Raw genomic sequence first — 23,851 nt, 5'->3', positions numbered from 1 at the left:
ATTAGGAGTAACGAACGTATGTATGAATATAAGATTAAAAGCGAGGGCGAGATCATCAAGATTACAGGCCCCGTCATCGATGTAAGGTTTGCCGAAGACCAGGCAAACCCGTCGATTAATACGATTCTTTATGCAAAGCATAACGACAGCGACGACGACGCCCCCGTCTGGATGGAGGTTGCGTCTCAGGTCGGCGAAAACGTTGTGCGCTGCATTGCCCTTGAAGCAACGGAAGGGCTTGCCTGCGGCATGAGGGTATTCAATACCGGGGAACCGATCACGGTTCCGGTTGGCGAGGCAATCCTTGGAAGGGTTGTAAACGTCATGGGCGAGCAAATCGACGGCAAGGGAGAAATAAAAGCCGACGAATATTGGCCGATTTACCGTCCGGCGCCGCCGTTTGCGGAACAGAACCCGGTATCAGAGATATTTGAAACAGGCCTGAAGGTAATCGATCTCATCGCGCCTTACGCAAAGGGTGGTAAAATTGGATTGTTCGGAGGCGCGGGTGTAGGCAAGACCGTGCTGATTAACGAACTGATTCATAATATTGCCACGGAAAGCGGCGGCTATTCGGTGTTCACCGGCGTGGGGGAAAGAAGCAGGGAGGGTAACGACCTCATCAGCGAAATGGCGGAGAGCGGCGTGCTGGAAAAGACGGCGCTTGCGTTTGGGCAAATGAACGAGCCGCCGGGCTCGCGTATGCGCGTCGCCATGACAGGCCTTACGATGGCCGAGTACCTGCGTGATAAAACAGGCCAGAACGTACTATTATTTATCGATAATATTTACCGCTTTATCCAGGCGGGTTCGGAGGTTTCGGCGCTGCTTGGGCGTATCCCTTCGGCGGTTGGGTATCAGCCGACGCTTGCAAACGAGCTTGGCGCGCTCGAGGAGCGTATTACATCCACGAAGCATGGTTCCATCACGTCCGTGCAGGCAATTTATGTTCCCGCGGACGACCTGACGGATCCTGCGCCTGCGACGACGTTTACTCACCTCGACGCGATCACGGTGCTTTCCAGAAGCGTATCCGAGCTGGGTATCTATCCGGCTGTGGATCCGCTGGAATCAACGTCAAGGATACTCGATCCACGTATTGTAGGCGAGGAGCATTACGACGTGGCAAGCAGGGTGGTACACACACTGCAACGCTATAAGGAATTGCAGGATATCATTTCGATTCTGGGCATGGAAGAGCTTGCGCCGGACGACAAGGTGACGGTATTCCGCGCGAGGAAGATACAGAAATTCCTCTCCCAGCCTATGTTTGTGGCTGAGGTTTATACGGGCATCAAGGGCGAATATGTGCCGCTCGAAAAGACGATCAAAAGCTTTAAGGCCATACTCGACGGCGAAGTGGACGACCTGCCGGAGCAGGCGTTCTATATGACCGGCGACATTGATCAGGTAAAAGAAAAAGCAAAGGATATGAAATAACATGGCTTCGCAATTCCTATTGGAGATTTTGACGCCGGAACGGTCGTTTTACTGCGACAGCATCGTGTCTGTTATTTTTCCGACTGAGGACGGGCAAATGTCCATCCAAAAGGGGCATGAGTCGGAGGTAGTGACGGTCGTACCGGGAGAGGTAAAAATAAATACCGGTAAAAAATGGGTGATGTGTTCCGTTGCGGAAGGCTTCCTGGAGGTGCGTCCGGATGAGACGATCATGTTTACGCAGGCCGCCGAATGGCCTGATGAGATCGATGTAAAGCGGGCGGAACGCGCCAAGGAGCGTGCGGAGGAGCGCCTGCGCCAGAAGCGCAGCGAGGAAGAGTACCGGCGCAACAAGATCGCGCTTGCGCGCGCGATGGCACGTCTCAGCCTCACCAAGCGCAAAACCACACTGTAGAAAAACAAAAGGACGGGGGTTGCCCCGCCTTTTTTGTACGGAGACTTTACCGGAAGGGTAGAATGATAAAGGAAAGTTTATGGGAAAGCTGATTTTTTTGACAGGCGGCGTGAGAAGCGGAAAAAGCGATCATGCGGAGCGGATGGCAGCCCGTTATGAAGACGTTGCTTATATTGCAACGGCAATAAGCACTGACGCGGAGATGCGGCGGCGTATCGATAAACACCAGCAGAGAAGGCCGCAGACATGGAAAACCTACGAAGCGCCGTATGATATTGCCGGCGCCGTGCGGGAAAACGAACATGAGGCGTACCTGATTGACTGCATTACCGTCTATATCACAAACCTGCTGCTGCGGGAAAAAACAGACTGGGACGGGACGGACATACTGGAACGCAGGGAGCAGGAAGCGCTTGAGCGGAAAATCGAAGAAAAAATCAGGGAATTACTTGCCGAAATTTCCAAAAGCGACGCTGTATTTATTGTCGTTTCAAACGAGGTGGGCATGGGGCTTGTTCCCGCTTATTCCCTGGGACGACTATTCCGCGACGCAGCGGGCATGGCAAACAGGATGATTGCGGACGCGGCAGGCGAGGTATACCTCTCGGTGAGCGGTATACTGCTGCCGCTGAAAAAAGATGAAAACGGAGGAAAACAGTGAGTACGTGTTTTACATTTTTGCGGCATGCGCAGACAGATGCAAACGCCAGTGGCGTATTCAGCGGCAAAACGGATTTGCCGCTGAACGAAGAGGGGAAAGAATGTGCGCTCGCAGCGGCAAAGGCGCTTTCGGAAGAGCGGTTTGACGTGATCTTTTACGGAACCATGAAGCGCGTGCTGCAAACGACGGATTATGTATTGAGCGAGATGAAACGCGTCCCTAAAATCATATTAAAATCAGACCGGATCGTCGAAACGGATTTTGGGCGCTTTGAGGGGCTTGGAGCCGATGAGATCGCAAAAAATTATCCGGACGACTGGAAACGTTATATGGAGGACTGGCAAACGTTTGTTTTTCCGGGGGGAGACAGCGTGGAGGAATACTATGAACGCTGCGAAAAGTTTATCCATGACGTTTTATTTGAGTATGAAAATAACCGTATCCTGATTGTGGCGCACAAGGGGTTTATACTTGCATGTCTGTCGGCGCTGCTTACGGGGGATATGTCGGATCTTTTTACAAGGGATATCCAAAACGGGGAGGCTGTCACTGTGACAGTCTAGTATTCTACGGAATACATACGGAAATACACGAAAAAAACGAATGACACATATGGCGTTTTGCCCATATGTGTTTGTTTTTTCCCTATAGATGTATTATAATATTTTATAGTTTGCTTTGCGTCGGAAGGCAGGAGGGGGAACCCCGTGGCAATGACTGCCGTTATTGTTATTCCTGCAGGGGCGCGGCACAATTTTGATATGCGGCGCATATCGGTATGGAATGATGGAGGGTATATCGTTGGAACACATTATTTGGGACAAGGAAGTCGAGTGTGCGGACCGAAAGAAAATCAGGGAATTGCAGCTGGAAAGGCTGAAACACTCTGTTCAGTATTGCTACGACAATGTACCCCACTACAAAAAGAAAATGGACGAACTGGGGATTAAGCCCGGGCATATTAAAACGCTGAAAGACATTGAAAAGCTTCCGTTTACCACAAAGGACGATTTGAGGGACAATTATCCGTATGGGATGTTTGCTGTTCCCATGAAAAAGATCGTTCGTGTGCACGGCTCTTCCGGAACGACGGGGAACCCGACGATTGTGGGCTATACGCGCCACGATCTGGATATGTGGACGGGACTTGTGACGCGTATCGCGTGTGCGGCAGGGGTGGTTCCTGACGATATCGCACAGATTTCATTTGGCTACGGCCTTTTTACGGGCGGGTTTGGCCTGCACTATGGCCTGGAACGCGCGGGGGCGACGGTGATTCCTGTTTCGAGCGGGAACACAAAACGGCAGATTAAATTTATGCAGGATTTTGGCAGCACGGTGCTTATCAGTACGCCGTCCTATGCGATGTACCTTGGAGAGACCGCGCAAAATATGGGCATCGACTTTAAAAAACTCAAGCTGCGTCTGGGCCTCTTTGGCGGCGAAGGCCATACCAAAGAAATGCAAAAACAGATCGAGAAATATTTGAATATTACCGACACGGAAAATTACGGCCTTTCAGAGGTGATCGGGCCGGGCTTTTCAGGGGAATGTTACGTGCAGAACGGAATGCACATTGCGGATGACGAATTTATATCGGAGATCATCGATCCGGATACGGGAGAGGTGCTGGAGATGGGCGAACGCGGCGAGCTTGTGGTAACGAGCCTTACAAAAGAGGCGCTGCCCATCCTGCGCTACCGCACCAAGGACATTACGCGCCTGACGGACGAGCCGTGCAAATGCGGCAGGACTACGACGCGTATGGAGAAGGTATCCGGCAGGACGGACGACATGCTGATTATCCGCGGGGTGAATGTGTTCCCGTCGCAGATCGAGGGAGTGCTGCTTGGCATGGAGGACGTCGCGCCGCATTACGAGATTGTGCTCACCACAGAAAAGCATCTCGATAAGATCGAGGTCAAGGTGGAGGTGGCAAACGAAGCGCTGCTTACAAGCTATGGCGCGCTCGAAAAGCTGCGCGAGCAGATCGCGCATAACATTTTCACAGTGCTCAATATGCACGTGAAGGTAACGCTTGCGGAGCCGCAGAGCCTGAAACGGTTTGAAGGGAAAGCGCAGCGGGTAACCGACAACCGCAGCGAATAAAAGGAATAAATGATCAGTCATTGAAATAAGTAAGAGGAATGGTATGAGAATGAAAAAAATTATGCTGGGAAACGAAGCGTATGCGCAGGGGGCGTATGAGGCTGGCGTGAATGTCGTTTCATCGTATCCGGGCACGCCGAGTACGGAAGTGACGGAAAATGTTGTAAAGCATGACGAGGTGTATGCCGAATGGGCGCCGAATGAAAAGGTTGCGCTCGAAGTGGCGGCAGGCGCGGCTTATGGCGGCGCGCGCGCGCTTTCGTGCATGAAACATGTAGGGCTTAATGTGGCGGCCGATCCGCTTTTTACCGCGTCTTATACGGGCGTAAACGGCGGACTGGTGGTATTGGTGGCGGACGATCCGGGGATGCACTCCAGCCAGAATGAACAGGATTCGCGGTTTTATGCGCGCAGCGCTCATTTGCCGATGCTCGAGCCTGCGGACAGCGGCGAGGCAAAGGAATTTATGAAACGCGCGTTTGAGCTGAGCGAGCAATTTGATACGCCGGTTTTGCTGCGGTCAAATACGAGGATATCGCATTCGCGCGGCGTGGTTGAGATTGGTGAGCGTACGGAGGTTCCGGTAAAGCCGTACGAAAAAAACATCCAAAAATATGTTATGATGCCGGGTATGGCAAAAAAACGTCACGTAGTTGTGGAACAGCGCATGAAGGACATTGCCGCATACGCGGATACATGCGACCTGAACAGGGTAGAGTATAACGATACGGAAGTTGGCGTGGTGACGAGCGGAACCTGTTACAACTATGTGAAGGAAGCGCTGCCAAACGCAAGCGTGCTGAAGCTCGGCATGGTATATCCGCTGCCCCGGAATATGATCAGGGAATTTGCTTCCAAAGTGAAAAAGCTTTATGTGATCGAGGAGCTCGAACCGTTTTTTGAAAACCAGATCAGAGTTATGGGCCTTCCTGTGGAAGGAAAGGACCTGTTTACCGTACAGGGAGAATACTCCGTGCGGATGCTGAAAGAAAAATTAGGCGGAGGAGTGTGCAACCCCGTCGACGTCGGGACGCTTCCAATGCGCCCGCCGGTGCTCTGCCCGGGCTGCCCGCACAGGGCGGTTTATTACCTGTTTAATAAACTCAAACTCACGGCGATGGGCGATATCGGCTGCTATACGCTTGGCGCGGGGGCTCCGCTTTCCGCGATCGATACGACGCTGTGCATGGGCGCTTCCATCGGAATGGCGCACGGTATGGAAAAGGCGCGCGGCGGGGAGTTTGCGCGTAAGCTTGTAAGCGTGATTGGCGACAGCACGTTTATGCACTCGGGCATCACGGGCCTTGTGAATATGATTTACAACGGAGCGACCTCCACTGTGCTGATCCTTGACAATTCCACGACGGGCATGACGGGGCACCAGGATCATCCGGCAACGGGAAAGAATGCAAAGGGAGAACCTGCGCCCGCTGTGGATATCAGGAAACTCGTGGAGACGATTGGCGTGAAAAACATCCGCGTCCTCGATCCGTTCGACCTTGATGCGCTTGAAACGGCGCTCCGGGAGGAGACGGCAAAGGAAGAGCTATCGGTAATCATCACGCAGCGTCCATGTATGCTGATCGATAAAAATGCGAACAAGGGAACGCTCGTCGTTACGGATGCGTGCAAAAATTGCGGCGCGTGCCTGCGGCTGGGATGTCCTGCAATCGTTAAGGGGGAAAACGGAGTGCGGATCGACGCATCGCTTTGCGTCGGCTGCGGATTGTGCGCGGACATTTGTCCGTTCCATGCGATTGGAGGGATTGAGGAATGAAAAGTATATTGATTGCCGGCGTAGGCGGACAGGGAACGCTGCTTGCAAGTATGGTGTTTGGGCAGATTGCTTTAAAGCTTAATTATGACGTTAAATTATCGGAAGTGCACGGTATGGCGCAGCGCGGGGGCAGCGTCGTCACTTATGTGCGTATTGGGGATAAAGGAGAAACGGTTTATTCCCCGGTGATCGACGAATGCGGCGCGGATATCCTGCTTGCATTTGAAGAGCTCGAAGGACTGCGGTGGCTGCCGTTTTTGAATCCGGACGGAGGAAAGGCGTACTGCAATACGCAGCAGATACTTCCCATGCCTGTGATCACTGGCGCGATGGAATATCCGCAGGATGTGGAGGGAAAGATCAAAGCGCATTTCCCGGATGCGGTCTTTGTGGACGCGCTTTCGCTCGCAAACGAGGCGGGCAGCGTAAAGGCGGTCAATACGGTGCTGCTGGGAGTGCTTGCAAAGAACATGGACATTGAAAAAAACGTCTGGCTGGACGCAATACGAAGCGTTGTTAAGCCAAAATTTATTGAGATGAACGAAAAGGCATTTTTGCTCGGTTACGGGCTGTAAACGCATTCGCTATATCAAAAAGGAGGATCACGGCATGATGATCAATCAGATATCGGTCTTTGTGGAAAACAAAAAGGGAAGGCTGTACAGCCTGACCAAGACACTGGCGGAAAACAATATCGATTTGAAGGCTTTGAGCATTGCGGACACCGCGGAATTCGGTATCCTGCGCTGCATTGTCAACGATCCTCAATCAGCGCTTAAAATCGTAAAGGACGCGGGCTTTACCGCCACGATGACGCAGGTGCTTGGCATTGAGGTGGAGGATGTGCCGGGCGGGCTTGCGCGCGTGCTCGAAATCCTGCGTGAAAACGATATCAGTATCGAATACTTATATTCGTTTGTGGGAACGAGAAGCGACAACGCGCTTATTATTTTCCGTGTGGAAGAAACGGAAAAGGCCTATGAGGCGTTAAAAGATTCGGGCCTCAAAATACTCACGGAAGAAATGGTCTATAACATTTAAAAGGCGGCTTATCTTGTATAGAAGGACATACGCCAGGATTCACCTGGAGAATTTGAAACAGAACATCGAAAATGCGGCGAAGAACCTGCCGCCGTCGTGCGGGATAGTAGCCGTAGTGAAGGCAAATGCGTACGGGCACGGTGCGGTAGAGTGTTCTTTTGCAGCCAAAAGTGCGGGCGCGCGAATGCTTGCCGTTGCCCTTGCGGAGGAGGCGCAGGAGCTTCGCGGCGCGGGGATCGATATGCCCGTTATGATTATCGGACGGTCAAATCCTGACCAGCTGCGGCTCGCTATGGCGCTCGATTTGCAGCCATGCGTTTTTACGCCGGACGACATATTGCTTTTGCAGCAAATTTGTAAGCAGGAAGGAAAAAGGTGTTCTGTGCACCTGAAATTTGATACGGGGATGTGCAGGATCGGTATTCGCAGCGAAGAAGAGCTCGCGGCGTGCCTTGACGCGCTTGCGCGTTGCGCAGACGTGGAGCTTAACGGTGTGTTTACCCACTTTGCAAACAGCGACGCAAAGGATAAGGCGCACGCGCAGATGCAGCACCACAGGTTTATGGGCTACATTAAAATTTTAAATGAAAAGGGCTTATATCCCGCCATTCATGCGGATAACAGCGCGGGCACGATAGACCTGCCGCAGTTTTCGCACGACATGGTGCGTTTTGGCATCTCCATGTATGGGTATTATCCTTCTGACGAGGTCAAAAAGGATGCGGTGCCCCTCGCCCCGGTGATGGAGGTGTTCGCGGAGATATCCAATGTCAAGACAATCGATATTGGAGAGAGCGTAGGCTATGGCAGCACCTTTACAGCGGCGCGCAAAACGCGGGTGGCGACTGTGCAGATCGGCTATGGCGATGGGTATAACAGGCTGCTTTCCAACCGCGGCAGGATGATCGTCACAACGCAGCAGGGTTCGTTTTACGCCCCGGTGATCGGGCGGGTATGTATGGACCAGACAATGATCGACATTACGGACGTACAGGGGACGGTGCGCGTTGGAGACGAAGCGGTCGTACTTGGAAACGCGGGCGGTAAAAGCGTTTCTGCCGATGATATGGCAAGGCTTTGCGAAACGATCAGCTATGAAATTTTACTTGATTTTAACTACAGGGTGCCGCGCGTTTATACGGGCAGCGAAACGGCTGGTGACAGAATATGACAAAACAGGAAATTCGCAGGAAAATACTGGATATGCGAAAGGGGCTGACTTCAAAATACATCGAGGATGAATCTGAACGGATTTACGAGCGGCTGACGGAAAGCAAGATTCTGGATGGCGCAAAGAATGTTTTGATTTACAGCGACTTTGACGGAGAGGTAAAGACCGCGGCCTTAACGGGGTGGATGATGTATCATGGAATGCGCATTTTCCTGCCATGTATCGATTGCGGCGATATGCACGCTGCGGATATCAAAAGCGCGGCGCTTGAATTGAGTGCGTTCGGCATTGCACAGCCAAGGTTTTCCGATGCGCAGATGGCGGAGCCGGGGGAGCTTGACGCGGTGATTGTGCCGGGAATCGCATTTGACAGGCAAAAGAACAGGATCGGCTTTGGAAAAGGATATTACGACGCTTATCTGGCGCAGGCGGTTCACGCAAAAAAGATAGCCCTTGCTTACGATTTCCAGATTGTCGATCATATTCCGGGTGAAAAACACGATATCCGCATGGACATGATCATAACGCCGGACGGGATTATCAGGTAATGAGGATTATTGCAGGTGAAAAAAGAGGGACGAAGCTTATTGCGCCGGAGGGAATTGACACCCGCCCAACGCTCGATCATGTGAAAGAGGCGCTCTTTGGAAGACTGCAATTCGAGCTGCACGGAACCGTTGTGCTCGATCTGTTCGCAGGGAGCGGCGCTTTGGGGCTTGAAGCGCTCTCGCGCGGCGCGGCGCAGGCTGTTTTTGTAGAAAATGCCGGCGGGGCGCAAAAAGCAATCGAGCGGAACATTCAGGCTGCCGGTTTCGAAAAAAAAGCAGTTGTTCTGAAAAAGGACTATGAGGCGGCAATTAAGTTATTTCAAAATCAAAAAAAGTTTGATATAGTAATAATAGATCCACCATATAAGGGCGGATACTATGAGAGGGTGTTTGAGCTTGCGGCAGGATGCGGCATTCTTGCAAAAAATGCCGTTGCGGTTGCGGAAAGCGATTTTCTGCTTCCGGCACAGGCAGGGTACCGGCTCGAAAAACAAAAAAGGTACGGGAAAACATTTTTAAGTTTTTACCGTTGGGAAGAGGAATAGATGAAGGCGTGCGTGTATCCGGGAAGTTTTGACCCAATTACAAAAGGGCATCTGGACATCATCGAACGTGCCTGCAATATTTTTCCGAAGGTGTATGTGGGAGTATTGAAAAATCCTTCCAAAACCTATCTGTTCAGTCTCGACACGCGTATGGAGATGATTCGCCGTGCGACGGCGCACATAAGGGGCGTTGAGGTGGTTTGCTTTGACGGGCTGCTTGTCGATCTTCTGAAAAAGCTTGATTGCAGGATTATTATCCGCGGCCTTCGCACAGGCGCGGATCTGGAGCTGGAGCAGCAGCTTTCAGTGATCAACGGACAGCTTTTGCCGGGCGTAGAAACGCTGGCGCTTCTTTCCAAACCTGAAACTTACTTCATCAGTTCGACAGCTGTGCGCGAGCTTGTGGAGTTTCATGCGGATATTTCCGCATATGTTCCCAGAGAAGTATCGGATATGATAAACGGAGGAATCACGGAATGAAAATTTACGACCTGTTAAATGAAATTATGGGTGAAATTGACGATAGCCGCAAGTCTTTGTTTGGTAACAAAAAAACGATAGACGTTGATTTTGTCCTGGAAATACTGGAAGAGATCAGGGACGCGCTTCCGGAGGAAATCGTATATGCGCAGGAAGTATTAAAACGCAAGAAAGAGATCATAGACCAGGCCGAGCAAAAAGCAAAGGATATCCTCGACGGTGTGGATAACCGCCTTGCGGAATTAATCGAAGAGCATCGGGTGACGCAGCTTGCATACGAGAAATCAAACAGGATGGTTGACGTGGCGCAGAAGCAGGCGTATGAAATCCGCACAAACGCAAACGATTACGCTGTGAATGTTCTGGAGGATTTGTCGTCCTATATGAAGGAATATATTGATATCATCAAAGAAAACAAATCGAATTTTATCAATAAAAAGAACAAAGACCAGGCGGAATTTGAATAAGCTGTTTCAGGGGAAATCTTTGCGTTATATCTGTAACGTGAAGATTTTTTACGATAAGGAGAATTTGAACTATGGCAAACGGCAAAAAAATGGCGCTGGCGCTTGGCGGGGGCTCTGCCCGCGGCTTTGCACACATTGGCGTTTTAAATGTGCTGATCAAAAATAAAGTACCGATTCACTCGATCGCGGGATGCAGTATGGGATCGCTTATCGGCGGGATTTTTGCGTCGGAGGGGCAGATAGAGGCGCTTGAAAATCTTGCGGTTGTATTTGATTACAAAAAATATTTTGATTTTACGCTGTCTAATGTTGGTTATGTGAAGGGAAACAAGGTAGAGGACCTGATTAAGCTCATGACCAAAAATATTCTGATCGAAAAGACAAAGGTGCCCTTTTGCTGCATTGCGACATGTATTGAGGAAGGAAAATTGAAGCGTTTTACCACCGGCCCGATTCACGAGGCGGTGCGCGCCAGTATTTCGATTCCGGGAATGTTTATGCCGCAGAAGATTGACAATAAGACCTATGTGGACGGCGGCGTAATAGACCGCACGGCGATAGAAGCGGCGTGGGAAATGAAGCCGGACGTTGTGGTTGCCGTAGATGTTTCCTATCGTGGGGAGCCGATCAAGCCGCCCAAAAGCGTGATCGAGCTGGCGCAGGTATCCTTTACAATTTCAGATTGGTACCGCGCGCAGACAGAGCTTCCAAAGGCGGATTTGCAGATATTGCCGGAGGTAAACGATATTGACGGAAATCAATATAAAGATATCCAGACGATCATAAAGCGTGGGGAGGAAGCGGCGGAAAAAGCGCTTCCGGAAATCAAGAAATTGCTTGGGATCAAATAATCATCAGTTTTTGTGTGAAATCGCGTCCGGCGGGCGCGATTTTTTTTGTGAACAGCCCATAGATGTCTGAAGAAAGAAGGTCGTAATGCAGCAGGCTGCCATCAGGGAATTCCGCCGCTTTCGTAACGAGCGGGATATGCGTTTGCCTGGAAATAAGCGACAGCAGCTCCATACTCTTTTTCCGCACGCCCAGCACGCGGGCATAAAGCGGTTCCTCCATAGCGCAGGCAAGGGCCTGCTTTGTAACGCCAAACAATGCGTAAAGTAAAATACGCTGAATGCGCGTGTAGGTATACCGTTTGCTTTTGATCGCATGAATCAGGCCGTCATAGCTTTGCACATCTTTCGCGCATGCGGAAATTTTATGCTCCAGCCCTTCCGCAACCTCGGCAATTTCTCTGAGTCCATTAATGCCGAGCATGCGCAGCGCATATATGACATGGGGAAACATGGCCTCCGGTGAAACGGCGCAAGCTTCCTGATACAGGGGCAGGCATTTAGCAGGCACGTGGCCGCGGTAGTCCCTTCCGTGGAGGATTGCCGCGCGGACTGCTGTCGCGCTGGAGTATGTGTCTGAAAGCATGCGGGAGGAATATTCATTGCCCTCGCGTTTTAAGACGAAGGGAGATATCTTGCTGCCGATACGGAGAAGCTCCTTGCAATACTCGATTCCAAGGATGTTGTTCGAGCCGGTGAACGTGGACTCGCAATGTTGTGGCAAAAAGGACGCTAGTGCATATGCACGCGCCGAAGGGAAGGAAACGCCGCACGAAAGCTGCTCCTTCAAAGCTGTGGAAAACTCTGGAGGCTCTTCCAGCAGGAGAGCGGCGGCATCCAAAAGGGCGGAGGTGTCCGTGTTTTCCGCACCGAAGGAAAGATAGTCAATACAACCAAGCGCGTTGAGGACGTCCACGCCGCCCCGCGCAAAGCCTTCCGCGCTTTGCGTAGCATAGAGGAACGGAAGCTCCAGCACAAGGTCTGCCCCGCACAGCAGGGCGCTGTGCGCGCGTGTCCATTTATCATAGACCATGCACTCGCCACGCTGAGAAAAATTGCCGCTTATCACACAAATAATGTAATCCGCGCCGGTTTTTTGTCTGGTTTGCGAAATATGGTGGGCGTGCCCCATATGAAATGGGTTATATTCTGCTATAATTCCGGCTATTTTCATAAAATCCCTTTTCAAAAAGCGTTTTCTCATCTATAATATATGAGTGCATTATAACAGAGAAACCAATTTTTTAAAATAATAATATCAAAACGTGAGGTGTACCTAAAATGTCATTGATGGACAAGATCAAGGAAAAGGCAAAATCGGTTCAAAAGAACATTGTACTGCCTGAGGGCAGCGAACCGCGTACGATCGAAGCGGCTGCAAAGATTGCGGAGCAGGGAATTGCACACGTGATCCTGCTCGGCGACGAGAAGGAAATCGAAGCTGCAAACACAAAGAAGGTCGATCTTTCGGGAGCGACGATCATCAATCCGGCAACTTCCCCAAAGCTTGACGAGTACGCAAATATGTTTTATGAAATGCGTAAGAGCAAGGGCATCACTCCTGAGCAGGCAAAGGAAACCTGCAAGGATACGCTTTATTACGCAGTCATGATGATCAAAAACAATGACGCGGACGGCATGGTTTCCGGCGCGATCCATTCCACGGGCGATACGCTTCGTCCGGCGTTGCAGGTGATCAAAACAAAGCCGGGCGTACCGATTGTTTCAAGCTGCTTCATTATGGAGCATCCGGATACGAAGTGGGGCCAGGACGGCGTTATGGTCTTTGCGGACTGCGCTGTTAATATCGATCCGACGGCAGAGGAGCTTGCGGCGATTGCGATTGCTTCCGCAGACTCTGCAAAAGCGCTTGCCGGGATAGACGATCCGAAGATTGCGATGCTCTCCTTCTCAACCAAGAACAGCGCAAAGCATGAAAAGGTAGATAAAGTGGTTGAAGCGACAAGGCTTGCAAAAGAAATGGCGCCAGAGCTCAATATAGACGGTGAATTGCAGGCTGACGCAGCGCTCATTGAAGCGGTAGGGCAGTTAAAGAGCCCGGGCAGCAAGGTCGCAGGACATGCGAATGTACTGATTTTCCCGGACATCCAGGCGGGGAATATTGGTTATAAGCTGGTACAGAGACTGGGCGGCGCGGATGCAATCGGTCCGGTTTGCCAGGGGCTTGCGCGTCCGGTGAACGACCTGTCGCGCGGGTGCAGCGTGGAGGATATTGTATCTGTCGTTGCGATGACTGCTGTTCAGGCGCAGTCTTTCTAACAATAAAAGGGAGAATAGGGATCATGAAAAATGTATTAGTAATCAATGCGGGAAGCTCTTCGCTGAAATATCAGCTGATCGATATGGACGATGCGACTGTGATCGCAAAAGGCCTTGTTGAAAGAATTGGCATCGACCATTCCGTTATCAAGCACAAACCGTCCGGTAAAGACAAAGTAGAGATCGAAACGCCCATGAAGGACCACAACGATGCGATGAAGCAGGTCGTCGCGGCCCTTACAGATCCAACGCACGGCGTGGTTGCCGATCTCTCCGGAATCTGCGCGGTTGGCCACAGGATCGTGCATGGCGGCGAGAAGTTCAGCGAATCCGTACTCATTACGGACGAAGTGATCGATGCAATCAAGGAAAATATCGAGCTTGCACCGCTGCACAATCCCGCAAACCTGATGGGGATCGACGCGTGCCGCGCGCTCATGCCAAATGTTCCAATGGTAGGAGTTTTCGATACTGCGTTCCATGCGAATATGCCGCAGAAGGCCTTCCTGTATGGAATCCCTTACACGGCTTATACAGATTATAAGGTCAGAAGATACGGTTTCCATGGTACATCTCACAAATATGTTTCGCACAGGGCTGCGGAAATCCTTGGAAAAGATATCAAGGACCTTAAAATTATCACCTGCCACCTTGGCAACGGTTCTTCCGTAGCGGCTGTAAATGGCGGCGTATCGGTGGATACGTCGATGGGCTTCACGCCTCTTGAAGGCCTTGTGATGGGTACTCGTTCCGGAGACCTTGACGCGGCAATCGTGCCTTACCTGATGGGCAAACTCAATATGGACGTCGAACAGGCCATCAATTACCTGAATAAAGAGTCGGGCGTATGGGGCATTTCCGGCATATCCAGCGACTTCCGCGACTTGTGGGCGGAAGAGGAGAAGGGCAACGAACGCGCAAAGCTTGCGCTTGACGTATTCAACTACCGTCTCAAAAAGTTTATCGGCGCATACGCGGCTGCCATGGGCGGCGTGGACGTAATCACTTTTGCGGGCGGCGTTGGAGAGAACGACTGGGATGTCCGTATGCACGCGGTGGAAGGCCTTGAATTCATGGGCGTGAAGATCGACAAAGAGAAGAACGATGGTATGCGCGGTGATGAAATGGATATTTCCGCGGCGGATTCCAGGGTGAAGGTTCTTGTGATCCCAACGGACGAAGAAATGACCATTGCAAAGGATACATACGATATCTGCTGCAAATAACCGTGCCCAAAAAAAGAGTTGACAAGCACGCTGCATAAAAATATAATGTAGTGGTACCTGTTTTCTTACAGAGGCGAGCAAAGTATGATAGATATTGATATTTCAAAGGCATTGAAAAATGAAGGCGAGTGTGGGACGTTCTCTTATGAAGGTGTTCCAGAGCTTGGCGGGGATATCGATTTTGCACAGCCGCTCGAGCTGGAAGCAGAGTTTTGCGTGACAGATAAAAAGGTTTCCGTTACAGGAAATTTTGACGCAGTATTGAATACGGTGTGTGACCGTTGCCTTACGGGCATGACAACAGACGTCGGGTACCGTTTCAGCGAACTCTACTGGCCTGAGGGCACTGGAGAGGAAGAGGAATATACCTACAAAGGTGACACGCTGTCGCTCGATAAAATGGTATATGATGCAATCGTACTGAGTCTGCCGCAGCAGTTCCTGTGCAAAGAGGACTGCAAGGGGATTTGTCCGCAGTGCGGGCAGGACCTGAACGCAGGATCGTGCGAATGCAAGCAGGATGATACGGATGAAACAAATCCGTTTGCAAAACTAAAAGGATTGTTTTAATCGAGGGAGGTGTGTGAAATGGCAGTACCAAAGAATAGAACGTCGAAACAACGTAAACATACGAGAAGAGCGCATTGGAAGCTGACAGCTCCGGCTGTAGGCGTGTGCCCGCAGTGTCACCAGCCAAAGCTGGCCCACAGAGTTTGCCCGAATTGCGGCTACTATAACGGAAGACTTGCGGTGGCTCCGAAAGAAGCGACGAAGTAGTTTTGGATCAGAGAAAAGGATTTGCTTTACGCAAATCCTTTTTTGGTTTAATTTTGATTGAAATAAGCCGTAAATTTCTATATAATAACAGTATTGCACTATCTTACGGAAAAGAAGGGGATATCATGCGGATTATCATAGATGCGATGGGCGGAGACCACGCGCCGGACGAGATTGTAAAAGGCGTGCTTCGTGCCATGCAGGAATTTCCAGACACATCTTTTTTACTGACAGGAGACCGGCAGAAAATTGAAGCGCTGCTTTCGCAGGCGGAATATAATCAGGATAGAATTGAGATTATCGGCACCACGCAGGTGATCGAGATGGATGACTCGCCGGTGAAGGCGTTAAAGGAGAAAAAGGATTCCTCTATGGTTGTAGCGCTGAACGCGCTTGCGCGCGGGGAGGGCGGGATGCTGATCTCTGCGGGCTGCACAGGCGCTCTTGTTGCGGGAGCGACGCTGATTGTAAAGCGCATTAATGGAATCAAGCGTCCGGCGCTTGCGCCGGTTTTGCCCTCGCAGACGGGCGAGGTGCTTTTGATCGACGGAGGGGCGAACGCGGATTGCAAGCCGCAGTATTTGCAGCAGTTTGGCGTGATGGGCAGCATTTATATGCAAAAGGTGTTTGGTCTTAAAAGCCCCAAGGTCGCGCTGATCAATAACGGTGCTGAGGAAGAAAAGGGAAGCGAGCTTACCAAAAAAGCGTATCAGCTTTTAAAGGAAGCGCCGATTAATTTTGTTGGGAATGCGGAAGGACGAGAGCTTTTATCCGGCGAGTTTGACGTGCTTGTGTGCGATGGATTCACAGGAAATATCGTTTTGAAATTTCTTGAGGGCTGCGCAAAGACAATCCTTGGAATGCTCAAAGGGTACATCAAGGAAAGCGCGAGCGCAAAGCTCGGCTCGGTATTTATGAAAAGCGCTTTTGGCAAGCTTAAAAAGAAAATGGATTATAAGGAATATGGCGGCGCTTTGCTTTTGGGGCTTGCGGGCGGCGTCATGAAAGCACACGGGAGCTCGGACGCTACAGCAATTTTCCATGCAATCGACGCGGCGAGAAAATTCATAGCCGGTAATGTGGTGGAAGAAATCCAACAGGGCATTTCCGGCCTGAAGGACGATCATGAATAGAGAAACGCTCGAAGAGAAAATCGGATACCGCTTTAAAGATGAGCAGCTTCTGAAACGGGCGCTTACACACCCGTCCTGCGGAAACGTTCCGCATTATGAGCGCCTGGAGTTTTTGGGGGATGCGGTGATCGAGCTGATTATCAGCGATTACCTGTTTACAGGCTACCGCGATTTTTCAGAGGGGGCCCTGACGCAAAAGCGCGCAGACATCGTATGCTCCCGGTCACTGGCAGGAATTGCACGCGGGATTGGCCTTGGCGAGTATATATTACTTGGCAAGGGAGAAGAGCAGTCCGGCGGACGGAAAAAAACATCCATCCTCGAAAACGTTGTAGAGGCACTGATGGGCGCCGTATACCTCGATGGTGGTTTTGAGACCGCAAAGACGGTAATTTATGATCTGTTTGCTGATGCGATCAGCTCTGCCATGAGCCGCATGAGCGATCATGATTATAAGTCACAGTTCCAGGAACTGGTACAGCGCAGCGTCAAGCAGGAAATATCCTATGAGGTAAAGAGCCAGGAAGGGCCGCCGCACAATGCGACTTTCCACGTACAGCTTTTTGTAGGCGGCAAGCCGATATGCGAAGGCTCGGGCAGTTCGAAAAAGGAAGCAGAACAAAATGCAGCCAAGTCCGCAATCGCGGATTTTGAAAAAATTTACGAAAGGTAATAGAAATTATGTTGGATTTTTTAGAAGTGAAAAAGACAGACGCGCAGGTTTACGACGCGATGATGAAGGAATTAAACAGGCAGGAGCACAACATTGAGCTGATTGCATCGGAGAACTTCGTTTCGAAGGCTGTTATGCAGGCGATGGGCTCCCACCTGACGAACAAGTACGCGGAGGGATATCCCGGAAAGCGTTATTATGGCGGATGCGAATTCGTTGACATTGTGGAAGACCTTGCGCGCGACCGCGCGAAAAAGCTTTTTGGCGCAGAGCACGCAAATGTGCAGCCCCATTCCGGCGCGCAGGCGAATATGGCAGTTTATTTCAGCGTGCTGAATCCCGGCGATACGATCCTTGGAATGAACCTTTCACACGGCGGGCATCTGACGCATGGTAGTCCTGTCAATATGTCAGGCAAATACTTTAACATTGTCCCTTACGGCGTAAGAGAAGACGACGAAACCATCGATTACGATCAGATTTATGATCTTGCAACGGAGCATAAGCCAAAGATGATTGTTGCAGGTGCGAGCGCATACCCGCGCACGATTGATTTTGCACGGTTCCGGGAGATTGCGGATGCTGTCGGCGCATACCTTATGGTAGATATGGCTCACATTGCCGGCCTGGTTGCGGCGGGACTCCATCCAAGCCCGGTGCCGTACGCGCACTTTACGACCACGACGACGCACAAGACGCTGCGCGGACCGCGCGGAGGTATGATCCTGTGCTCGGAAGAGCTTGCAAAGGCAGTCGACAAGGCGATTTTCCCGGGTACGCAGGGCGGACCGCTCATGCACGTAATTGCTGCCAAAGCGGTTTCGTTTGAGGAAGCGCTGCAGCCTGAATTCAAGGAATACCAGAAGCAGATCATCAAAAATGCGCAGGCATTGGCGCAGTCGCTGAAGGATAATGGGCTGCGCCTTGTTTCCGGCGGCACGGATAACCACCTGATGCTTGTGGATGTCGGGGAAAAAGGCAAAACCGGTAAAGAGGTTGAAGCGTTGCTCGACACGGCGAACATCACAGTTAATAAGAATACGATTCCATTTGAGACATTGAGCCCGTTCGTTACAAGCGGCATTCGGATTGGAACGCCTTCCGTAACAACGCGTGGGATGAAAGAAGAACAGATGAATGAGATCGGAGGCCTGATCGCAAAGATTATTATGGACGGTGAGAGCGCCGCACAGGCGGTCAAGGACAGCGTTATTTCGCTTTGCGAGGAATTCCCGCTTTACAAATAAGCGCTGTATTTAAGAGTATTGGACAATGGGGCGGACAAGAGGGTATCCTTTTGTCCGTTCAGTTTTACAGTTGATAAGAGAAGGATTCGATACAATCATAAACGTTGCATAGCAGTTTTGGTAAATGCCGTTTGCACAACCATTTGATAAACTGCAATCAGGGGAGCTTTTGGATGATCGTAAAACAGGTAGACATAGACGGCATTGCTGCGGAATGTGAGATTGCCGCGGGCGACGTTTTATTATCCGTAAATGGCAAAAACATCCGGGATTATATCGACTATATCGATGCAATGGCAGACGATCTTGTGCTTGTGCTTATACAGAAGAAGGACGGATCGCAGGAAGAAATTGAAATCGAAAAGGAGCCGTATGAAGATCTTGGAATTGAATTTGAGAACGACGGCTTCGGCAAAAAAATAAGCTGTAAAAACAAGTGCGTATTTTGCTTTGTAGACCAGATGCCCAAAAAGATGCGCCGCACATTGTACCTGAAAGACGACGACTGGCGGATGTCCTTTTTGATGGGCAGCTATATCACGCTGACGAACCTGAAGGAAGAAGAGATACAAAGGATCATAGACCAGCGCATCAGCCCGCTTTACGTATCGGTTCACGCATATGACGATGAAATGAGGAAGCTGCTTTTTGGCAACCCGGATGCGGTAAAAACCTTTGGAATCATTGAACGGCTTGCAAAAAACGGCATAAGGATGCACACGCAGATCGTTATGTGCGAAGGCCTCAACGACGGAAAGGTGCTGGAGGAAACCATTGAAAAGTTATATGAGCTGTATCCGCAAATCGGTTCGGTTGCAGTGGTGCCGGCCGGCCTGACCAAATACCGTGAGGGAAGATACCCGCTAAAGCCGGTTGGCAGGGAATGCGCCGGAGAAGCGGTGCGCGCGATCGAGGCATACCAGAAACGTTTTTTAGAAGAGAACGGCGAGACGAGATTTGTATTTGCGTCGGATGAAATGTATTTACGCGCGGAGCTGGATCTTCCGCCTTATGAGGAGTACGAAGATTTTGTACAGATTGAAAACGGCGTCGGGCTTGTCCGCCTGTTTTTGGAGGAGGCGCAGGACGCGCTTTTTGACCTGAAAGGGAAAAAAGCGAAATATCAAAAGGCCGGAATTATTACAGGCGTTGATTTTTATCCGTTTTTGAAAAAGCTCGCAAAGCAGATACAAACCGTTTTGGGGACGGAGGTTTCCGTTTATAGGGTAGAAAATGAGTTTTTTGGAAAGACGATTACGGTAACGGGACTGCTTACAGGAGAAGACGTGATAAGGCAGGTCGCGGGGAAAACAGGCGGCGAAGAGGTACTGTTCCTGAGCCGTTGCTGTTTTAAAGAAAATGATACATCCATGCTGGACGACGTAACGCTGGAGGAACTTTCCGCAGCGCTGGGCAAACCGTGTGCAAAGCTGGATAACGACGGATATATGCTGATAAGCGCATTTGTGCAATGAAAGGATAAGGAATAAAAATATGGCAAAACCATTGGTTGCGATCGTAGGAAGGCCAAATGTGGGTAAATCTACGTTTTTTAACCGGATCACAGGAACAAAGCTGGCGATCATAGAGGATACGCCCGGTGTGACGCGAGACCGCATTTATGCGGATGCGGAGTGGCTGAATAAGGAATTTACGTTGGTGGACACCGGCGGAGTCGATCTGAATACGGACGACGTTCTTCTGAAACAGATGCGCGTGCAGGTTGAGATTGCCATTGAAGCGGCACAGCTGATCCTGTTTCTGGTGGATGGAAAGACCGGTATCACAGCCGAGGATTACGAGGTGGCAAAGATGCTGCGAAAATCCAAAAAGCCGGTGATTGTTGTGGTGAATAAAATTGACAACAAAAAGGATGAACAGAATCTTTTTGATTTTTATGAGCTCGGCCTTGGGGATGTTGTCGGGATTTCTTCTACGCAGGGCCTTGGCCTTGGAGACCTGCTCGACGATATCATTGGCGAGCTTGGCGAATTTGAAACGGACGGGGAAGAGGAGGATTCGCTTAAAATTGCCCTTGTGGGCAAGCCGAATGTTGGGAAGTCCTCGCTTACCAATAAAATACTCGGCTATGACCGTGCGATTGTGAGCGATATTCCGGGCACCACGCGCGACGCGATCGATTCGACCTTTGAGCGGGACGGAAAGAAGTATACGATTATCGATACGGCGGGGATGCGCAAAAAAGGGAGGATCGACGACAAATCGATCGAGCGTTACAGCGTCATACGCTCTCTTGGCGCGATCCGGCGCGCAGACGTTGTCGTTGTGATGATTGACGCGACAGAAGGCATCACAGAGCAGGACGTAAAGGTTGCGGGCTATGTGGACTCAGAGGGAAAACCGTGTGTCATTGCGGTCAATAAGTGGGATGCGGTTGAAAAGGACACGTACACCATCGAAGAGTACAACAGGAAGATTGCCGCTGACCTTGCGTTTATGCCGTATGCAAAACGGATTTATATTTCTGCCCAGACAGGACTTCGGATTGATAAACTGTTTGCACTGCTGCATGAAGCATACGACAACAACATGAGGCGTATTCCAACCGGCGTTTTGAACGATTGCCTGCAGGATGCCGTAACGGCGAACGAGCCGCCGAGCACAAACGGCAGGAGACTCAAAATATTTTACATAACGCAGGTAACCGTCGGGCCGCCTACATTTGTGCTTTTTGTCAACGAAGTTCCGCTCATGCACTTTTCCTACCAGCGTTATCTTGAAAATTATTTGCGCAAAACATTTGACTTTAGTGGCACACCGATTAAAATAATAATTAGACAACGAAGCGATGAGAAGGGGGAAAAGTAGGAATGACAAATGTTTGGGTGCTCGTTTTATGTGCGGCGATCGCCTATATACTGGGTTCAATATCATTTTCTTATTTGTTTACGAAGAAGATCAGGCATGAAGATATCCGTGAAAAGGGAAGCGGTAACGCCGGTACGACAAATGTTCTGAGAAATTATGGTTGGGGAATGGGCGTGCTGGTATTTGCAGGCGATGTTTTAAAAGGGCTTTTGGCGGCGCTCATCGGGATGTACCTTGGCGGGGAGCTTGGTCTGTGCGTGGCAGGCGTTTTTGCCGTGGTAGGGCACAATTATTCCTGTTTCCTGCGCTTTAAGGGAGGCAAGGGAATCGCCGCTACAATCGGCGTTCTCCTGATTATCCAAACCATTCCAACCCTGATTATATTTGCGGTGGCAATTATTATTGTAATCGCAACAAAGATCATGAGTATCGGCTCGATCATCGGGCTGATCCTGAGTGCGGTTGCGGCTTTCGTGGTTGCGCCTGACAGCGTTTACCAGCAGATCGCGGTGGTAATTATAGCAATTTTAGGTATTTTAAGCCACAGGGAAAACATCGTCCGGCTGATTCATGGGAATGAACGGAAATTGAGCCTTTCCAAGAAGTAAAATGCTTAAAAAAGGCTTGCATAGAGCGGTTTGTTGTGGTATTATGAGATAGGTTAATAGATGCTTTACAAAAGAGTGGGACCAGATACCCACTCTTTCGCATTATAATACGGATTTCAGGAGCAATTATGGCTAAGAATACACGTTCCGTTGTGGAAGAGATCGCGATACCGATCATCGAATCCATGGGGCTTACTTATGTGGATACTGAATACGCCAAGCAGGGGCAGGACTGGCAGCTGACGATTTATATCGACAAAGAGGGCGGCGTGCAGTTTGAGGACTGCGAGGCGGTAAGCCGTGCGGTGGAGGCTGTGCTCGACGAGCGCGATCCCATTGCGGAAAAGTACATCCTGTGCGTATCCTCGCCCGGGCTTGACCGGCCACTGAAAGCCGCACGCGATTTCGAGCGGTGCCTTGGGCAGGAGATCGACGTGAAGTTGTATAAACCATTCGATGGCATAAAGGAGTATACCGGCACATTGACCGCCTATACGCCGGACAGCATCACAATCGAAACAGATGAAAATGAAATAATATTCGAACTGAAAGAAACAGCGAAAATTTGTCTGCATTTGGACATATAAAGGAGTCTTGGTAATGAACACTGAATTTATGGAAGCGTTAACAGATTTAGAACGCGATAAAGGGATCAAAAAGGATATTTTACTCGAAGCAATCGAAACGGCGCTTATTTCGGCCTACAAGAGACACTTTGGCACGGATCAGAACGCACGCGTGGAGATTGACGGCGATACCGGCGAGATCAAAGTGTTTGCGATCAAAAACGTTGTGGATGAAATCGAAGATGAGGAAACGGAAATCACGGTAGAGCAGGCCCGTGAAATCAACGAAAAATATGAGGCCGGAGACGTGGTGGAGACGGAAGTTACGCCGCGTGATTTTGGACGTATTGCGGCGCAGACCGCAAAACAGGTGGTGGTGCAGCGTATCCGGGAGGCGGAACGCGGCATTATCTACGACCAGTATTCGGAAAAGGAAAACGAGGTTTTGACTGCGATCGTCCACAGGATCGAGCGCGGCAATATCTATGTGGAGCTTGGACGCGCCGAGGGGATTATCCCCGTAAGCGAGACGGTTTATTCTGAGCAATATAACATCAACGACCGTATCAAGGTATACGTGCTCGAGGTGAAAAAGACAAACAAGGGGCCGCAGATTATTGTGTCCCGTACGCATCCGGCGCTCATCAAACGCTTGTTTGAAATCGAGGTGCCGGAAATCCGCCAGAATGTCGTGCAGATCAAGAGCATCGCGCGCGAGGCGGGCGGACGTACAAAAATCGCCGTGTGGAGCGACGAAAAGGATGTCGATCCGGTAGGCGCGTGCGTGGGCCACAAGGGCACCCGTATCGAGAAGGTAGTAGAGGAATTAAACGGCGAGAAAATAGACGTTGTGCCGTGGAGCGCGGATCCGATTGAGTTTATCGCGAACGCCCTTCGCCCGGCGAAGGTGGTCATGGTGCAGATCAACGAAGATGAAAAGGCGGCAAAGGTGATCGTGCCGGATTACCAGCTTTCCCTTGCGATTGGCAAGGAGGGGCAAAACGCCCGTC

The 23,851-nt window shown here is 50.5% G+C and carries 27 protein-coding genes; 26 read left to right on the top strand and 1 reads right to left on the bottom strand.

Annotated elements, in window-relative coordinates; genetic code table 11:
* The first annotated feature begins 18 nt into the window (after nucleotides 1-18).
* The 14 genes from atpD (at nucleotide 19) to CHK_RS06245 (ending at nucleotide 11,505) form a co-directional block, all read left to right on the top strand.
* Nucleotides 19-1,440, top strand: coding sequence for a F0F1 ATP synthase subunit beta (atpD, locus tag CHK_RS06310; RefSeq protein ID WP_046443192.1), 1,422 nt, complete (start codon nucleotides 19-21; stop codon nucleotides 1,438-1,440).
* A gap of 1 nt (nucleotide 1,441) precedes the next feature.
* Nucleotides 1,442-1,855: an ATP synthase F1 subunit epsilon gene (gene atpC, locus CHK_RS06305; protein ID WP_046443191.1), complete on the top strand. Its 414-nt coding sequence runs from the start codon at nucleotides 1,442-1,444 to the stop codon at nucleotides 1,853-1,855.
* A gap of 79 nt (nucleotides 1,856-1,934) precedes the next feature.
* Nucleotides 1,935-2,516 carry a bifunctional adenosylcobinamide kinase/adenosylcobinamide-phosphate guanylyltransferase gene (cobU, locus tag CHK_RS06300; RefSeq protein WP_046443190.1) on the top strand — a complete coding sequence of 194 codons (582 nt, stop codon included), beginning with the start codon at nucleotides 1,935-1,937 and terminating at the stop codon, nucleotides 2,514-2,516.
* Nucleotides 2,513-3,079 carry a histidine phosphatase family protein gene (locus tag CHK_RS06295; protein WP_046443189.1) on the top strand — a complete coding sequence of 189 codons (567 nt, stop codon included), beginning with the start codon at nucleotides 2,513-2,515 and terminating at the stop codon, nucleotides 3,077-3,079. The genes cobU and CHK_RS06295 overlap by 4 nt, the downstream gene beginning before the upstream one ends.
* Before the next feature lie 247 nt (nucleotides 3,080-3,326).
* Nucleotides 3,327-4,625 (top strand): phenylacetate--CoA ligase family protein, encoded by a 1,299-nt coding sequence (locus CHK_RS06290; protein ID WP_046443205.1) that lies wholly within the window; start codon nucleotides 3,327-3,329, stop codon nucleotides 4,623-4,625.
* A gap of 43 nt (nucleotides 4,626-4,668) precedes the next feature.
* Entirely contained in the window at nucleotides 4,669-6,402 is a 1,734-nt protein-coding gene (gene iorA / locus CHK_RS06285; protein WP_046443188.1) for an indolepyruvate ferredoxin oxidoreductase subunit alpha, read from the top strand.
* Complete coding sequence (locus tag CHK_RS06280) at nucleotides 6,399-6,977, top strand: indolepyruvate oxidoreductase subunit beta (protein ID WP_046443187.1); 579 nt, start codon at nucleotides 6,399-6,401, stop codon at nucleotides 6,975-6,977. Before iorA ends, CHK_RS06280 begins: the two co-directional genes overlap by 4 nt.
* A gap of 34 nt (nucleotides 6,978-7,011) precedes the next feature.
* Complete coding sequence (locus CHK_RS06275) at nucleotides 7,012-7,443, top strand: ACT domain-containing protein (protein ID WP_046443186.1); 432 nt, start codon at nucleotides 7,012-7,014, stop codon at nucleotides 7,441-7,443.
* A 13-nt stretch (nucleotides 7,444-7,456) separates the two neighbouring features.
* A complete protein-coding gene (gene alr / locus CHK_RS06270; RefSeq protein ID WP_052740419.1) occupies nucleotides 7,457-8,614 on the top strand; it encodes an alanine racemase in 1,158 nt (385 codons plus the stop codon).
* Nucleotides 8,611-9,162 carry a 5-formyltetrahydrofolate cyclo-ligase gene (locus CHK_RS06265; protein ID WP_046443185.1) on the top strand — a complete coding sequence of 184 codons (552 nt, stop codon included), beginning with the start codon at nucleotides 8,611-8,613 and terminating at the stop codon, nucleotides 9,160-9,162. Before alr ends, CHK_RS06265 begins: the two co-directional genes overlap by 4 nt.
* On the top strand, nucleotides 9,162-9,707 hold the full coding sequence (gene rsmD / locus CHK_RS06260; protein WP_046443184.1) for a 16S rRNA (guanine(966)-N(2))-methyltransferase RsmD: 546 nt from the start codon (nucleotides 9,162-9,164) through the stop codon (nucleotides 9,705-9,707). The genes CHK_RS06265 and rsmD overlap by 1 nt, the downstream gene beginning before the upstream one ends.
* Nucleotides 9,708-10,187: a pantetheine-phosphate adenylyltransferase gene (coaD, locus tag CHK_RS06255; protein WP_046443183.1), complete on the top strand. Its 480-nt coding sequence runs from the start codon at nucleotides 9,708-9,710 to the stop codon at nucleotides 10,185-10,187.
* Entirely contained in the window at nucleotides 10,184-10,654 is a 471-nt protein-coding gene (locus CHK_RS06250) for a hypothetical protein (RefSeq protein ID WP_046443182.1), read from the top strand. The genes coaD and CHK_RS06250 overlap by 4 nt, the downstream gene beginning before the upstream one ends.
* A gap of 71 nt (nucleotides 10,655-10,725) precedes the next feature.
* Nucleotides 10,726-11,505, top strand: a complete 780-nt coding sequence (locus CHK_RS06245) for a patatin-like phospholipase family protein (protein WP_046443181.1) — start codon at nucleotides 10,726-10,728, stop codon at nucleotides 11,503-11,505.
* Here the strand turns inward: CHK_RS06245 and CHK_RS06240 are convergent.
* A complete protein-coding gene (locus CHK_RS06240) occupies nucleotides 11,498-12,676 on the bottom strand; it encodes a nucleotidyltransferase (protein WP_160295601.1) in 1,179 nt (392 codons plus the stop codon). The two genes, CHK_RS06245 and CHK_RS06240, sit on opposite strands and share 8 nt — an antisense overlap.
* 107 nt (nucleotides 12,677-12,783) lie before the next feature.
* Here CHK_RS06240 and pta point away from each other — a divergent pair, with 107 nt between their 5' ends.
* From pta to nusA, 12 genes are all read left to right on the top strand, one after another.
* Nucleotides 12,784-13,782 carry a phosphate acetyltransferase gene (pta, locus tag CHK_RS06235; protein ID WP_046443179.1) on the top strand — a complete coding sequence of 333 codons (999 nt, stop codon included), beginning with the start codon at nucleotides 12,784-12,786 and terminating at the stop codon, nucleotides 13,780-13,782.
* A 23-nt stretch (nucleotides 13,783-13,805) separates the two neighbouring features.
* Nucleotides 13,806-15,008: an acetate/propionate family kinase gene (locus tag CHK_RS06230; RefSeq protein ID WP_046443178.1), complete on the top strand. Its 1,203-nt coding sequence runs from the start codon at nucleotides 13,806-13,808 to the stop codon at nucleotides 15,006-15,008.
* A gap of 84 nt (nucleotides 15,009-15,092) precedes the next feature.
* On the top strand, nucleotides 15,093-15,578 hold the full coding sequence (locus CHK_RS15640) for a YceD family protein (RefSeq protein ID WP_052740416.1): 486 nt from the start codon (nucleotides 15,093-15,095) through the stop codon (nucleotides 15,576-15,578).
* An 18-nt stretch (nucleotides 15,579-15,596) separates the two neighbouring features.
* On the top strand, nucleotides 15,597-15,785 hold the full coding sequence (gene rpmF / locus CHK_RS16065) for a 50S ribosomal protein L32 (RefSeq protein WP_059109558.1): 189 nt from the start codon (nucleotides 15,597-15,599) through the stop codon (nucleotides 15,783-15,785).
* Between the two features lie 125 nt (nucleotides 15,786-15,910).
* Nucleotides 15,911-16,918: a phosphate acyltransferase PlsX gene (gene plsX / locus CHK_RS06220; protein ID WP_046443202.1), complete on the top strand. Its 1,008-nt coding sequence runs from the start codon at nucleotides 15,911-15,913 to the stop codon at nucleotides 16,916-16,918.
* Nucleotides 16,911-17,591: a ribonuclease III gene (gene rnc / locus CHK_RS06215; RefSeq protein ID WP_046443177.1), complete on the top strand. Its 681-nt coding sequence runs from the start codon at nucleotides 16,911-16,913 to the stop codon at nucleotides 17,589-17,591. The genes plsX and rnc overlap by 8 nt, the downstream gene beginning before the upstream one ends.
* Nucleotides 17,592-17,599: 8 nt before the next feature.
* Complete coding sequence (locus tag CHK_RS06210; RefSeq protein ID WP_046443176.1) at nucleotides 17,600-18,838, top strand: serine hydroxymethyltransferase; 1,239 nt, start codon at nucleotides 17,600-17,602, stop codon at nucleotides 18,836-18,838.
* A 173-nt stretch (nucleotides 18,839-19,011) separates the two neighbouring features.
* On the top strand, nucleotides 19,012-20,313 hold the full coding sequence (locus tag CHK_RS06205) for a DUF512 domain-containing protein (protein ID WP_046443175.1): 1,302 nt from the start codon (nucleotides 19,012-19,014) through the stop codon (nucleotides 20,311-20,313).
* A 19-nt stretch (nucleotides 20,314-20,332) separates the two neighbouring features.
* Complete coding sequence (der, locus tag CHK_RS06200) at nucleotides 20,333-21,667, top strand: ribosome biogenesis GTPase Der (protein ID WP_046443174.1); 1,335 nt, start codon at nucleotides 20,333-20,335, stop codon at nucleotides 21,665-21,667.
* Nucleotides 21,668-21,669: 2 nt separating this feature from the next.
* Nucleotides 21,670-22,275 (top strand): glycerol-3-phosphate 1-O-acyltransferase PlsY, encoded by a 606-nt coding sequence (plsY, locus tag CHK_RS06195; protein WP_046443173.1) that lies wholly within the window; start codon nucleotides 21,670-21,672, stop codon nucleotides 22,273-22,275.
* Nucleotides 22,276-22,403: 128 nt separating this feature from the next.
* Entirely contained in the window at nucleotides 22,404-22,862 is a 459-nt protein-coding gene (locus CHK_RS06190) for a ribosome maturation factor RimP (RefSeq protein ID WP_046443172.1), read from the top strand.
* A 13-nt stretch (nucleotides 22,863-22,875) separates the two neighbouring features.
* The coding region (gene nusA / locus CHK_RS06185; RefSeq protein ID WP_046443171.1) for a transcription termination factor NusA at nucleotides 22,876-23,851 on the top strand (976 nt) is incomplete at its 3' end.

Origin of the sequence: Christensenella hongkongensis, from assembly GCF_000981035.1 — a bacterium.
In the GTDB taxonomy this organism is placed as follows: Bacteria; Bacillota; Clostridia; order Christensenellales; family Christensenellaceae; genus Christensenella; species Christensenella hongkongensis.
This window is presented reverse-complemented; position numbering and strand designations above follow the sequence as displayed.